Annotated in this window: 13 protein-coding genes; 6 read left to right on the top strand and 7 right to left on the bottom strand. The window is 59.9% G+C overall.

Translation table 11 applies throughout. The features are described 5' to 3' along the window. The first annotated feature begins 405 nt into the window (after nt 1-405). Together JQ600_RS21085 and JQ600_RS37420 are read left to right on the top strand one after the other, a co-directional pair. Entirely contained in the window at nt 406-684 is a 279-nt protein-coding gene (locus tag JQ600_RS21085) for a bifunctional 2-polyprenyl-6-hydroxyphenol methylase/3-demethylubiquinol 3-O-methyltransferase UbiG (RefSeq protein WP_212389662.1), read from the top strand. Beyond that, a complete protein-coding gene (locus tag JQ600_RS37420; RefSeq protein WP_212389663.1) occupies nt 641-1636 on the top strand; it encodes a GNAT family N-acetyltransferase in 996 nt (331 codons plus the stop codon). Before JQ600_RS21085 ends, JQ600_RS37420 begins: the two co-directional genes overlap by 44 nt. A 135-nt stretch (nt 1637-1771) precedes the next feature. Here the strand turns inward: JQ600_RS37420 and JQ600_RS21075 are convergent, their stop codons facing one another. The 4 genes from JQ600_RS21075 to JQ600_RS21060 all read right to left on the bottom strand — a co-directional run bounded on the left by JQ600_RS21075 (nt 1772) and on the right by JQ600_RS21060 (nt 3131). Next, entirely contained in the window at nt 1772-1942 is a 171-nt protein-coding gene (locus JQ600_RS21075) for an integrase arm-type DNA-binding domain-containing protein (protein ID WP_283814739.1), read from the bottom strand. Between the two features lie 6 nt (nt 1943-1948). Further along, nucleotides 1949-2428: a hypothetical protein gene (locus JQ600_RS21070; protein ID WP_312011026.1), complete on the bottom strand. Its 480-nt coding sequence runs from the start codon at nt 2426-2428 to the stop codon at nt 1949-1951. Nucleotides 2429-2565: 137 nt separating this feature from the next. After that, on the bottom strand, nt 2566-2754 hold the full coding sequence (locus JQ600_RS21065) for a hypothetical protein (protein WP_212262075.1): 189 nt from the start codon (nt 2752-2754) through the stop codon (nt 2566-2568). A 212-nt stretch (nt 2755-2966) separates the two neighbouring features. After that, nucleotides 2967-3131 carry a hypothetical protein gene (locus JQ600_RS21060; protein ID WP_212389664.1) on the bottom strand — a complete coding sequence of 55 codons (165 nt, stop codon included), beginning with the start codon at nt 3129-3131 and terminating at the stop codon, nt 2967-2969. Between the two features lie 390 nt (nt 3132-3521). Here JQ600_RS21060 and JQ600_RS21055 point away from each other — a divergent pair, with 390 nt between their 5' ends. After that, nucleotides 3522-4013 (top strand): hypothetical protein, encoded by a 492-nt coding sequence (locus JQ600_RS21055; RefSeq protein WP_212262070.1) that lies wholly within the window; start codon nt 3522-3524, stop codon nt 4011-4013. Nucleotides 4014-4952: 939 nt separating this feature from the next. On the opposite strand, the gene JQ600_RS21050 is transcribed toward JQ600_RS21055, so the two are convergent. Continuing rightward, on the bottom strand, nt 4953-5357 hold the full coding sequence (locus tag JQ600_RS21050) for a hypothetical protein (RefSeq protein WP_212389665.1): 405 nt from the start codon (nt 5355-5357) through the stop codon (nt 4953-4955). A 474-nt stretch (nt 5358-5831) separates the two neighbouring features. On the opposite strand from JQ600_RS21050, the gene JQ600_RS21045 reads away from it, so the two are divergent. The 3 genes from JQ600_RS21045 to JQ600_RS21035 all read left to right on the top strand — a co-directional run bounded on the left by JQ600_RS21045 (nt 5832) and on the right by JQ600_RS21035 (nt 7491). Further along, nucleotides 5832-6017 carry a hypothetical protein gene (locus tag JQ600_RS21045; protein ID WP_212262065.1) on the top strand — a complete coding sequence of 62 codons (186 nt, stop codon included), beginning with the start codon at nt 5832-5834 and terminating at the stop codon, nt 6015-6017. Between the two features lie 973 nt (nt 6018-6990). After that, nucleotides 6991-7197 carry a hypothetical protein gene (locus JQ600_RS21040; RefSeq protein WP_212031404.1) on the top strand — a complete coding sequence of 69 codons (207 nt, stop codon included), beginning with the start codon at nt 6991-6993 and terminating at the stop codon, nt 7195-7197. 147 nt (nt 7198-7344) lie between these two features. Next, nucleotides 7345-7491, top strand: coding sequence for a hypothetical protein (locus JQ600_RS21035; RefSeq protein WP_212389666.1), 147 nt, complete (start codon nt 7345-7347; stop codon nt 7489-7491). A gap of 135 nt (nt 7492-7626) precedes the next feature. Here the strand turns inward: JQ600_RS21035 and JQ600_RS21030 are convergent, their stop codons facing one another. Both JQ600_RS21030 and JQ600_RS21025 read right to left on the bottom strand, forming a co-directional pair. Next, the gene (locus tag JQ600_RS21030; RefSeq protein WP_212490079.1) at nt 7627-7821 is read right to left on the bottom strand and encodes a 7-cyano-7-deazaguanine synthase; all 195 of its coding nucleotides are present in this window, start codon (nt 7819-7821) and stop codon (nt 7627-7629) included. A 128-nt stretch (nt 7822-7949) separates the two neighbouring features. Beyond that, entirely contained in the window at nt 7950-11729 is a 3780-nt protein-coding gene (locus tag JQ600_RS21025) for a vitamin B12-dependent ribonucleotide reductase (protein WP_212389668.1), read from the bottom strand. Nucleotides 11730-12261 lie beyond the last annotated feature (532 nt).

The raw sequence follows: 12261 nt of genomic DNA, 5'->3' as shown, positions 1-12261 counted from the left end.
CCAAATAACGGGCTAGTAACTTTGGTCGACTCGAAATGTGGCCCAGACAATCAGAGGTAAAGTAGCACGCGCCAGAATGAGCTTCGGGCAAATGCAGTGCTTGGCCGGCGCGAGAATGACAATCGTCATGCGCATTATGACCGAGGTTCGGGCCGAATGACTCACGTCCCAAAGCCTCTACGTCATTCTCCGATTTCAGGGGTTTTCGATGTGGGGTTGCGGTGGTAGTAATTCGGCGCTCACTCAGCGCCAAGGAAACGCCATGCCAGCTCAAAGTCGTTACCAGTCGTACCTAAGCGATCAGAGCAGGTTTTTTGATGAACTGATTACCGAGACTGGGACTCATACAAATCTGACGCGTGGGACCAGACGCGACGCTTTGAGGTTTCAGAACTATTCAAGTTGGTGCAGCCCAAGACCGTGGTCGACATCGGATGCGGCGTTGGCTTCCATGATCGTGAAATGGCGAACTATCCATTTGTCGATAGCGTCGATGCGATTGATCCATCAGCCGCGAGTGTAGAGAAGGCGAACGAACATTACCCGCACCCGAAAGTAACTCGATGGGTCAGTGGTTTTGATGAACTCTCATCGAGCAAGAACATGGAACGATGTAGTTTTGTCGTCTCCCGATGGATGGGTGTTTTCACTCTACGAGTGGCAGGAATTGATCCTGCCGGTTGAACGATGGGGCCTTCAAGAGCGTAGCTTCGGCGTAGAAAGGGACGGCAGAATTGTCGCGGTCGTGCCGCTCCAATACTCGAACACATGGAAGGTCACTGCTTCATCCGGCTGGGGCGGGAGCGGTCCGGTGTTGGTGCCAGGATTGTCTAGAGACGAGGAGAACGCGGTACTCTGCGAGGTAATCAATCAGATTTGCGCGAGTGCTCGCCACGATCACGCCGAGCGTATTTCCATGAGCATAAGCCCGATTACGAAGCGCTCCCTAACGAACCAGACTGGTGTGAGCCCGACATACAAGTTCGGCTTTGCCGAGACGTCCACCGACGCGATGGTTGTTGACCTTAGCCAAACCGAAGATCAGCTTTGGCTAGGTCTATCGCAGATTGCGCGCAGGAAAATCCGCAAAGCAAAGAGCGAAGGTTACTCCGCTGAACTTCTTGACTGGGTAAAGAACATCGACCCCTACTACGATATTCACTGCGAAACCTATTTCCGAACCGGCGTTGAACCACACCCCAAAGCGTATTTTGAAGGGATGGCACTCAAGATATCACCTCTCGGTTTTAACTTCTTGTTGGGCGGCAAAGCACCAAATGGAAGCGTGGTGGCCTTCCATAACTCTGCGAAGATGCCGCACTCTGCTGTTTACCACACCGGATGCTCGCGCACCGCTCACCAAAACTCTGGCGTCAACTATCTCCTGTTTTGGGAGGCTATGCTCCAAGCAAAGCGGCTCGGCTGCGAATGGTACGAGGTCGGCGAAATCTTCTCCGGATCGACGGATAAGAAAAGCCGGGGTCTTACGGAAATAAAAACCAAATTCGGCGGAGTCCCTCGGCGGTACTTCAAGGGCCACACCGAGCGATTGGAGCCCTTCTTCCTCTTCGATGAAAAATATGATTCTCAGACGTTCGAAGAATACGCCTTTATCGACGACGACCAGTTTCGTTGACACGACCAACCAGCTTCTACAGACAACGCTCGGGCCAATAATCGAGAATGAAAAGAACATTGCCAAGTCGGGTCGCGGCACGAAGAAAATGGGAACGATGTTTGCGCCCATTACGCATTCCGAATTTATCGAAGATTATTTCTGACCGCGGGCAATGATCGGATCGATGCCGGCGTCGCGCAGCTTCTTGGCCTCGCCGTGATCGATGCGCGCCTGCTTCAGCGACTTCGCCGGATAAGCGCCTGGTCCCATCTTGCGCAGCCGCTTGTAAATGCGGAAGCGGTACCGGCTACGGCTTCGCCTCAGCGCGGATCAGTCGGCGTCGGCGATCTGCCGCTCATAGTCGGAGGCATTGGATTTATCCGTCATGACCTGCGGACAGCGGAAGCAGGCCGCTTTGCCTTCCTGACGAAACCAGCGGCAGGTGGATCTGATCTGGCAGGCAGGCAGCGCGTTGACCACCACAGGGGTGCCCGCAACGATGCGTTCGGCCAGGCTGCACGCGTTGCCTTTGAAGTGCTTGCAGCCGCCGCTGGCGCCGGCGCACGGCGCCGCAATTCTGAAAAGTTGCGTGGGCTTGGCTGACCCTGCCAGCGCCAGCAGCTTTTCGGAAACCGGCAGGGTCTCGGTGAGATAGCCGACCCTGTGTTCTTCAGGCGTGCCTGTCATGACGCCAAAGACGCGCGCGCCATCAGCGGTTGCCTGGGCACTCGGGCAGTCGATTTCTTGGCTGGATCCTCGGGACATCAAACGACCCTCCGGTTCGCGGCTGGTGCCGATCGATCGCCTCACCCGCAGTTGGGATGCAGCGGGAAGCGCAATCCGCGGCTCTGCCTTGAACGCTCAGTCTCGCAAATGCTTATCTGAAAAGCCTTCGAGACGGCGTCCGGCGCGTCGCGCGCCAAACGCCATCCCGCATATGAAATCAACTAACTTGTCAGCTTGGTGGTGGTCGTCTTCGGCCCAACGGCGCCTGTCGTGGTCGTGCCGGTGCCCTTGGGATCGATGCGCCTAATCATGCCGCCTGCGACGGCTTCGAGTTGATCCGGGTTGAGCTGAACCGGCGCTTCGACCTTCTTGTCGGCGGACTTCTTGGAGTTCGTATCAGACTTTTTCATCTGCGCTTCTCCTCTGCCGAGACGAAGCGACCATCCGCTTCGACTGTGGAAGGATGCTATCACGGACTGGCTGGTTTACCAGCACCGCACAGCGGTGCTGCTGTGTGACCACATCACAGCGCGGCGCGAGCAGACGCGGAGCTTCGGCCCCGCGCCTTCGCTGCTTGCTTGTCTGCGAGGCCCAAGTGCTTTTCACTGTTTCATAACAGCGGTTATTTCAGAACAGCCATGGCAACCATGGCTCCGAGCATGAAGGACGTGTTCAACAGGCACGCCGCAGCGAAAACCTTGGTCGTCGTATCCATCCCGCCAGCGACCGAGTCCAGTTCGTCCATCGTCAGTTCAGTCGACGTTTCATTCGAATTTGCGCGTTCCATGTTGTCATCTCCTGTTGCCGTTCCGATGCACCATTGCATCGGCATGGACAGGACGATGACCGATCAACGAAGTCCGCGCTGTTACGCGGGGAACAGCGACGCGGTAGCTTCTTGCATGATGAGCGCGCACAACGACTAAGCAACGTGTTGTTAGGAATTGGTCCGCGCCGATTTGCGCGATTCCGATTCGTTCTTTGCGAACAAACTGGAGTCGGATGGAGAACAAAGCTGCGGTGCGGCGTGCTTCTCTGCGACGGTGTCTCAAGCGTCGGAGCTTACGTCTTTTCATGAACTGCGGCGGACAAGCCGCCTCCAAATCCTGCGCTCTATGAGACTTGCGACTCCCGTCCGGAGGTGATCAGTTTGGCCCGAGACAGGCGGGAGGCTGATATGAAACGAATTCTTTTGGCGGTTTTGTTGCTCGGGGGCTTTTTGGCGGCGCCGGCGCTGGCGCAAACCAAGGTTGGCGACTGGGAGGTCGAGAAGCGCAGCGGAGACGATCATTGCAATGCGGCCCGCGCCTATACCGACAAGGACGATGACAACAGCGACTACGTGATCGTGCTGAGCTACTCCAAGGAGGCGATCGTGGTGGCCGTGATCTACGACGGCTGGGAGTGGGACAAGGTCGGCAAGATCCTGCGGGCCGATGTCGGCACCGACGACAAGGACATCATGAAGAAGGCGAAATGGGAGGTGGTCGACAAGACCGCCGTCCGCGGCACGTTCGAATTCCAGCAATCGATCCTGGATACGCTCGCCAAGGCAAAACTGCTGACGATCGATTTCGAGGACGACGAGGACAACAGCGTCGAAATCAAGATCCCTCGCATGGGCGAGGCGCTGGCGGCGCTGAAGTTTTGCGAGGAGAACAAGAAGTAGCGGGCGGGGCCAGGCAAGCGGCTGGAGAAGGCGATGAAGGCGGGGAAGGTTTCGTAGCGCCATACACTCGGTGTCGTCCCGGGCTTGACCCGGGACCCATAGCCACCGGCGGCAATTGTTTTTCACGAGCGTCGTTATCTTTCTTTTTTATCAATGAGGGCCGCGGAGTATGGGTCCCGGCGTTCGCCGGGACGACGTGGATATAGTTTCGCGATCTCGCGGCGCATTGCGCCCGAGGTTTGCTAAAGAACTTCCCGCCCCCGAAATGAGAGGGCGCAGGGAAGGCCGGGTGCGCGCTGCACCCGCGGTCTCGTGTGCGATTGTGCAAACAAAGCTGCACACGAGCATACAGGGCAGCGGGGAACACCCAGCCTTCCCTGCGCAATGGCTTTACGGCTTATAACGCGCTCTCCCCGGTGAGACGGACTCTATTGCCACCGTCGCCCCTCGGAAGCGTTAGCTCCCGAAAGACTTGACGCCGTTACGGGCGCCAGGACCACACGCTTTCGCCGTACGCTTCAGTCACGACCGTCAATCGCAACTGTTACGTCCACCGCGACCCGCCCCTCGTCATGACGACGGCCGACGCCCCTCTGAGTGGGACGGGATAACGCAAATTCGTAGAGATGATTTGCCCGACGAGGAAAGCGGAATTTTGCCCGTCGGGTTAATTTGTCGCACTCGCATGTCGTCCCGGCCGAGTGCGCAATTGCGCACGGGGGCCGGGACCCATAGCCACCGTCGGCTGTTGTTTTGCGTGCCGGTCATTATCTTCTTTCCGAGCAATACAGGCCGCGGCGTATGGGTCCCGGCCCCCCGTGCGCAATTGCGCACTAGGCCGGGACGACAACTGAAACGCTGCGCTCCAAACCGCCCTACGGGTGCACTTGCTGCAATCCGAACAAGTGAATGAAGCCTTCGGCTACGGAGCAGCGGCAGCTATTGCACGGACGCGCGGCGGTGCCATTTCACGATCCGTCTGGCCACGAGGATGGCCGCAGCTGCATAGGCGACGCTTACGGCCATGAATGCGAAGGAGGGGAGCTGGAGTGCTCTCATGTGCACCAGAACAAGGGGAAAATAGAATGCGGCGCTCATGAGGACGAGGGCCGCCCAATGCGACATGAACCCGATTGCCCGGGAAATCCCCATGAAAAAGAACGGCATCAGAAACATGCCGACCGCGATCCCGCTTCCGATCGCCTGCCAAAGCGGCGGGGCCGGACGGGGGCCGAGATAGCTGGTCTGGCAAGCCATGAGGATGCCCCAGGCAATTGATGCTCCAGCCGCGGCGGCAATGAACGCGGGCTCATCGTTGCCAAGGAAAACCTTCGCAACGCGCATGGCAATCGATTTCCTGCGAGGTTCTGACATTGGTCGTGGCAAGCCCCTGTTCGAGATTGTCTCTACCGGCCGCAATCTGCCTTGAACCCGTGTTTCCCGGTGTGATGCCCCGCACAGTTCGTGGATTCATCCCGAAGCGAAATTCGAGGGACACTCGACGGCGGAGTACGCTCCGCTAATCCGCCCGACGAGCTACGGCGCATTCCGATGTCGTCCCGGCGTAGGCCGGGACCCATAACCACCGGCCGCAATTGTTTTTACGCGCTGATCGTTATCTTTCTTTCCAACAACATTGGCCGCGGCGTATGGGTCCCGGCCTTCGCCGGGACGACAACGGAAACGCTGCGCTCCAATCCGCCTTAGGGTCCACGGACCATTCACGTGATTCAAATCACGGAAATTGAATCGCCGTGGTCTCATCCTGACCCGATAAATCGAAGGATGATCCTTCTTTCTTATCCAACGGAGCAGAACATGAAGACGCGGAACGATGAACTCGGCGGCCAGGGCACGGTGGAATTGTCGGTTGCCGACCTCGACCAGGTGAGCGGCGGACGGCGGGCGATCGAAGGCGAGATCCAGTACCTGAATTGGGTCAAACAGTTTTATTCGCCATGGGCGAACATCAACTTCGGCGGCGGCCGGACGATGGTCGCCTAGAGTTGCGCTGTCGGGGCTGGAGCGGCCTCGTCACAAGATGACGTCATGCCGGGACGCGCCCCGGCATGACGAGATGGGATTGGACGCGCGCCTGTCAGCAAGCGTAGCCCGGATGAGCCAACGGGTCGCGCGAATGCGCGCCCGATGACTGGCTCCGCGACATCCGGGACCATTTCTGCACCGCCCCGGATATCGCTTTGCTCATCCGGGCTACGCTCGTTCATCGCGTTCGCGTCGCTAACCGTCAGCCATCACGCGAACAGCCCGGCGCCGGCCGGTTTCTGCCACGAAGTTCGGATATCAACGATTCGGTCAAACCGGCGCCCCTCAACCCCGCTTTGGTTTGACTGGCCCGGCGTGTGGTGGGACGCAGCGTTGCGCGTCGGGCCACCTGATCATGGAAATGCGGCGGCGGCGAACCCGATTCAAGTAACGCGTAGGGCGGATTGGAGCGAAGCGTAATCCGCCGCCTTAGCTTGATCCGAAAACGGCGGATTGCGCCTTCCGCCTTCGCTCTTCGAGCTACGGCGGACAGGTCGGCTTCAATCCGCCCTATGGGCCTCGCCAGTGTGGGGCCGGTGCACGAATGAGCGAAGCTTCGCCGCGAGCGTTAGGCCGCTTCAGTTGGTGGCCTCTTCAGGCAGTAGCTGCGACAAGGAGCGACACCAACGAACCCACGCCACAGACTGCCAAAATTGCCTCATACGAATAGTTCGACAATTCGGAAATAACACGCTCGGTCATGGCACACCTCACGCACTGTGATGATGACAGGCTATCGAAGGTGGGGAGAAAGGGCTGTCACCCAGGCGCAACACCGAGGGGTTTTCGGTCTGGTCGCGAACTGCGATCTCGTGCCGATGGTGCGCAGGCGGGTCACAGTGTGATGTTACTCACAGCGCCCGTCCCGGGCTCGCTCTAGTTGAGAGCACGGTCTGGATGATCCCGACCCCAACCAAACTGGAGGCTCGTCATGCAGACCCACTCTTCACATATGAACACGATGCCTGCTCTTACTGACAACGAACTCGACGCGGTGTCTGGCGGCTTTGTGTATATCGCCGTCATTGTAGGCTCGTTTGCTGTTGGAACGGGGATTCGGATGGGCCTCGACAAGATCACCGAGGGTGCGGAGGGCACGCTGAAGGGTCTCAGCATAAAGCCCAAGGGCGGAAAATAAGAGCATCGCGCTAAGAGCGCTGCTCTAGCCCCGCCCTAGCCGGCGGGGCTTTTCCTTTGTGACGCACGTCACGGTAAGCCTGATCGCCGCCCGGCATACTCGCTCCAGTTCAACGGCGCACAGCGCCACACAACACGGAGCGGGACAATGAAGGCCGAGCAGGTTCAAGCGAGCGACAAAATCTCCGACGAAGCACTGGATAACGTCACCGGAGGACGCAAATCCGGCGAAGGGCAGAAGGACTTCCTCGTAGTGAAGCTGAAAGAGGTCTTTGTGACGAGCTATAGCCTTTGATTTCAAGGCCGCCGGTTCACGCCGGCGGGGCTTTCATTGTCGATAATCTTTGAGCGCGGTAGGGCGCATTAGCGAAGCGTAATCCGCCGCCTTTGAGAATCCGATACGGCGGACTACGCTTCGCTCCAATCCACCCTACGAGCTCTGCGGCGGATTGCGCCCTCGGCTACCCTTTTTCAAGCACTGCTGAGACGCGAAAAGCATCTCGACAGAAAGCGACTGCCCGTAATCAATCCCTAGGCTCACGACTTCGTGCCCAAGCGCGTGAGCTTGGTACAAGCAAGTCGTTGAATCCATGCCGCCGCTATGAAGTACGAGAATTTTTTTCATCTAAATCTTCGCCCAAAACACGTGGGGACAGCCAAAGGCTGTCCCCACTATACTCTGCCGTCTAGTTCATTCTACCGCAAATGTAAGCTGGCTTGCCTGCGTTACCGCTTGATTGCGGAAAGCAATTATCAGCTGCACCCCGTCGTGCTCCCACACGTATCGCACTTCATGCACGTCCCGTTGCGGACGAGCGTGAAATTCCCACACTCCGAGCACATCTCGCCTTCGTAGCCGCGCGCCTTGGCTTCGGCGCGGCGTTCGGCTTTGGTCACGGTGGGCTGGGCGGCTTGCGCTGCGCCGGCCTTGCTCCATTGCAGGGCTTCCAGCTTTTCGGTCGGCGACAGGTCGTGCTGGGCTTCCTGCTTCAGGGCGACGGCGCCTTCGACGGCGTCGGCTGCGCGGGAGGTGGCGCCGTGGGCGGCGAGCGAGGTGACGCGGGAGCCGCCTGTCGGCGCCGATTCCGCGCCGGAGGAGACGGCGGTCGAGCCGCCGCGCATCACGACCAGATTATCCGTGCGCGAGCGGGTGAGGCCCTTGGACAGATATTTGGTGGCCTGGTGGTGGCCCTGGCTGCCGTCCGGCTCCTTGCCTTCCTCGACGCCCTTGCCGAGCGCGTCGAAATTCGACTCGGAGGGATCGACATGGGCGAGGTCGAAGCGGCTCATGTAGCTGACTGCGAGTTCCCGGAACACATAGTCGAGGATCGAGGTCGCGTACTTGATGCTGTCGTTGCCCTGCACCGGACCCGCCGGCTCGAAGCGGGTGAAGGTGAAGGCGTCGACATATTCTTCCAGCGGCACGCCATATTGCAGGCCGAGCGAGACCGCGATCGCAAAGTTGTTGATGAAGGAGCGCAGCGCCGCGCCTTCCTTGTGCATGTCGATGAAGATCTCGCCGATCCGGCCGTCGTCATATTCGCCGGTGCGGAGATAGACCTTGTGCCCGCCGACAACCGCCTTCTGGGTGTAGCCCTTGCGGCGATCCGGCATCTTCTCGCGCTCGCGCATCACGACGATACGCTCGACCAGTTTCTCGACGATCTTTTCCGAGACCTGCGCGGTGCGCGCGGCCATCGGCTTGTCGTAATACGCGTCGGTCGCATCATCCTCGTCGTCATCATCGCTGATGAGCTGCGAGTTCAGCGGCTGCGAAAGCTTCGAGCCGTCGCGGTAGAGCGCGTTGGCCTTCAGCGCCAGTTTCCAGGACAGCAGGTACGCGGACTTGCAATCCTCGACGGTGGCGTCGTTCGGCATGTTGATGGTTTTTGAGATCGCACCCGAGATGAAGGGCTGCGAGGCCGCCATCATGCGGATGTGGCTCTCGACCGACAGATAGCGTTTTCCAATTTTGCCGCAGGGGTTGGCGCAGTCGAACACCGGATAGTGCTCGGCCTTCAGGTGTGGAGCTCCCTCGACCGTCATCGCGCCGCAGATGTGCACGTTGGCGGCTTCGATCTCACGTTTTGTAAACCCGACGGCGGCGAGGAGATCAAAACCGGGGGCGGCGATCACTTCCGGCGCGAGCTTCAGCGTCTCGCGCAGGAATTCTTCACCAAAGGTCCACTTGTTGAAGGCGAACTTGATGTCGAACGCGGTCGGCAGCGCGGCTTCCACCTTGGCCAGGGCTTCGTCGGTAAAACCCTTGGCCTTCAGGGTGGAGACGTTGACGCCGGGCGCATTGGAGAGCGAGCCGTGGCCGACGGCGTAGGCCTCGATCTCGGCGATATCAGCTTCGCGGTAGCCGAGCGTGCGCAGCGCCACGGGGACGGCCTGGTTGATGATCTTCCAGTAGCCGCCGCCGGCGAGCTTCTTGAATTTCACCAGCGCGAAATCAGGCTCGATGCCTGTGGTGTCGCAATCCATCACGAGGCCGATGGTGCCGGTCGGCGCCACCACTGTGGTCTGCGCGTTGCGGTAGCCGTGGGCTTCGCCCAGCTGCAGCGCGAGGTCCCAGGCGGCCTTGGCGTGCTCGACGATGTCGGTCTGCGGCACGCTGGCGTAATCCAGCGGCACGGGGTTGACGGCGAGCGCCTCGTAGCCACGGCTTTCGCCATGGGCGGCGCGGCGGTGGTTGCGGATCACGCGCAGCATGTGGGCTGCGTTCTTCTTGTAGCCGGGGAAGGGGCCCAATTCCTTGGCCATCTCGGCCGAGGTCGCATAGGACACGCCGGTCATAACAGCGGTCAGCGCGCCGCACAGCGCGCGGCCTTCCTTCGAGTCGTAAGGCAGGCCCATGGTCATCAGGAGGCCGCCGATGTTGGCAAAGCCGAGGCCGAGCGTGCGGAACTCGTAGGAGAGTTCGGCGATCGCCTTCGACGGGAACTGGGCCATCATCACGGAGATTTCGAGCACGACGGTCCAGAGCCGGCAGAGATGCTCATACGCCTCGACGTCGAAGCGTTTTGTCGTGGTCGAGTAGAACGTGATCAGGTTCGCGGACGCCAGATTGCAGGCGGTGTCGTCCAGGAACATGTATTCCGAGCACGGATTGGAGGCGCGGATGTCGCCGGACGCCTTGCAGGTGTGCCAGTCGTTCATGGTGGTGTTGAAGTGCAGGCCGGGATCGGCCGACGCCCAGGCGGCGTGACCGATTTTTTCCCAGAGGTCGCGCGCCTTCAGCGTCTTCGTCACCTTCTTGCTGGTGCGGCCGATCAGGTTCCAGTCGCCGTCGGTTTCGACCGCGCGGAGGAAATCGTCCTTCAGCGAGACCGAGTTGTTGGAGTTCTGGCCTGATACCGTGAGGTAGGCTTCCGAATCCCAGTCGGTGTCGTAGGTCGGGAAGTCGATGTCCTTGTAGCCCTGCTTGGCGAACTGGATCACCCGCTTGATGACGTTGTCGGACACCAGTGCGCGGCGCGCGAGCTTGATCTCGCGGCGGAGCGCAGGGTTCTTCTCGGGATCGAAGCAGTCGTCGCCGGAGCCTTCGCAATTGACGCAGGCCTTGAGCACGGCTTTCAGGTGCTTCTGGTTGATCTTGGAGCCGGTGACCAGCGCCGCAACCTTCTGCTCCTCCTTCACCTTCCAGTCGATATAGGTCTCGATATCGGGGTGATCGGCGTCGACCACGACCATCTTGGCCGCGCGGCGCGTGGTGCCGCCGGACTTGATCGCGCCCGCCGCACGGTCGCCGATCTTGAGGAAGCTCATCAGGCCGGATGAGCGGCCGCCGCCGGACAGGCGCTCGCCTTCGCCGCGCAGGCGCGAGAAGTTCGAGCCGGTGCCGGAGCCGTATTTGAACAGCCGGGCTTCGCGGACCCAGAGGTCCATGATGCCGCCCTCGTTGACGAGGTCGTCATCGACGCCCTGGATGAAGCAGGCGTGCGGCTGCGGATGCTCGTAGGCCGATTTTGATTTTGTGAGTTTGCCGGTCTTCCAGTCCACATAGTAGTGGCCCTGGCCGGGGCCATCGACGCCGTAAGCCCAATGCAGGCCGGTGTTGAACCACTGCGGGGAGTTCGGCGCGACCATCTGTTTTGCGAGCATGAAGCGCAGCTCGTCGAAGAACGCCTGGGCGTCTTCTTCGCTCGAGAAGTAGCTGCCCTTCCAGCCCCAATAGGTCCAGCAGCCGGCGAGGCGGTCGAACACCTGCTTTGCCGAGAGTTCGCTGACGAAGCGCTCGTTCTCGGGGAGGAGGGCCAGCGCCTCGGTGTCGGGCACCGAGCGCCACAGCCAGGACGGCACGGTCTCTTCCTCGACCTTCTTCAGGCGCGCGGCGACGCCGGCCTTACGAAAGTACTTCTGCGCCAGGACGTCGGAGGCGACCTGCGACCAGAACTGCGGCACCTCGACGTTTTCCAGCCGGAACACGATCGAACCATCGGGATTGCGGATCTCCGATGTCGTTAATCTGAAATCAATCCCTGCGTAGGGTGACTGGCCTTGAGTCGTGTTGCGCCGTTCGATTCGCATGGTCGTGCCCCGTCTTCTTCTGACCGGTCCGCATTGTCGCGGGTTCCGGAATGTTATCCTTGAGCGGACCTCCCGAACCATGGCTGCGTCGGGACTATAAGAATAGCCCTGGCAACCCTGATCCCTTGATCCGCAGCTCAACCGGTGAACCCGGTCTGTCTCTCTGGCATTTCCTGGCTCCCGATCCGGGCCTTCCAGGTCATGCAATCAACGCCCCAACGCTTCACTTGCCGCGTCACTTTGGGCCTGTTCCGGCCCTCTTTTTTCGGGCCTTGCGGCCCCGTTTTCGCGCCCCGAACTACCCCCTTTTTTGAGGGCAAAAAGTCCTCACCCGCAGCCTTAACTGACGGGCGGAGTGGTCGTTTCGGAACCCTTTTGGGATGACCGGCGGGGACCCAAAACACACTCGCGCCGAACAGGAAGAAAGCTAGGCCAAGTCCGTTACGCCCGTCAAGGACTAGTACGAGTTCCTGAATCAAATACTAAATATGGTGGAAAGAGGGGGATAACAGGGGGTGATCTCGCGCCTGTG

Source organism: Bradyrhizobium sp. AUGA SZCCT0176 (genome assembly GCF_018130145.1).
Taxonomy (GTDB): domain Bacteria; phylum Pseudomonadota; class Alphaproteobacteria; order Rhizobiales; family Xanthobacteraceae; genus Bradyrhizobium.
This window is presented reverse-complemented; position numbering and strand designations above follow the sequence as displayed.

What these genes read in the sequence shown, in the direction of transcription:
- JQ600_RS21065 (WP_212262075.1), bottom strand. Translation starts at nt 2,754, where the DNA reads ATGAAAAAGTCTGATACGAACTCCAAGAAGTCCGCCGACAAGAAGGTC.
- JQ600_RS21060 (WP_212389664.1), bottom strand. Translation starts at nt 3,131, where the DNA reads ATGGAACGCGCAAATTCGAATGAAACGTCGACTGAACTGACGATGGAC.
- JQ600_RS21055 (WP_212262070.1), top strand. Translation starts at nt 3,522, where the DNA reads ATGAAACGAATTCTTTTGGCGGTTTTGTTGCTCGGGGGCTTTTTGGCG.
- JQ600_RS21050 (WP_212389665.1), bottom strand. Translation starts at nt 5,357, where the DNA reads ATGCGCGTTGCGAAGGTTTTCCTTGGCAACGATGAGCCCGCGTTCATT.
- JQ600_RS21045 (WP_212262065.1), top strand. Translation starts at nt 5,832, where the DNA reads ATGAAGACGCGGAACGATGAACTCGGCGGCCAGGGCACGGTGGAATTG.
- JQ600_RS21040 (WP_212031404.1), top strand. Translation starts at nt 6,991, where the DNA reads ATGCAGACCCACTCTTCACATATGAACACGATGCCTGCTCTTACTGAC.
- JQ600_RS21035 (WP_212389666.1), top strand. Translation starts at nt 7,345, where the DNA reads ATGAAGGCCGAGCAGGTTCAAGCGAGCGACAAAATCTCCGACGAAGCA.
- JQ600_RS21030 (WP_212490079.1), bottom strand. Translation starts at nt 7,821, where the DNA reads ATGAAAAAAATTCTCGTACTTCATAGCGGCGGCATGGATTCAACGACT.
- JQ600_RS21025 (WP_212389668.1), bottom strand. Translation starts at nt 11,729, where the DNA reads ATGCGAATCGAACGGCGCAACACGACTCAAGGCCAGTCACCCTACGCA.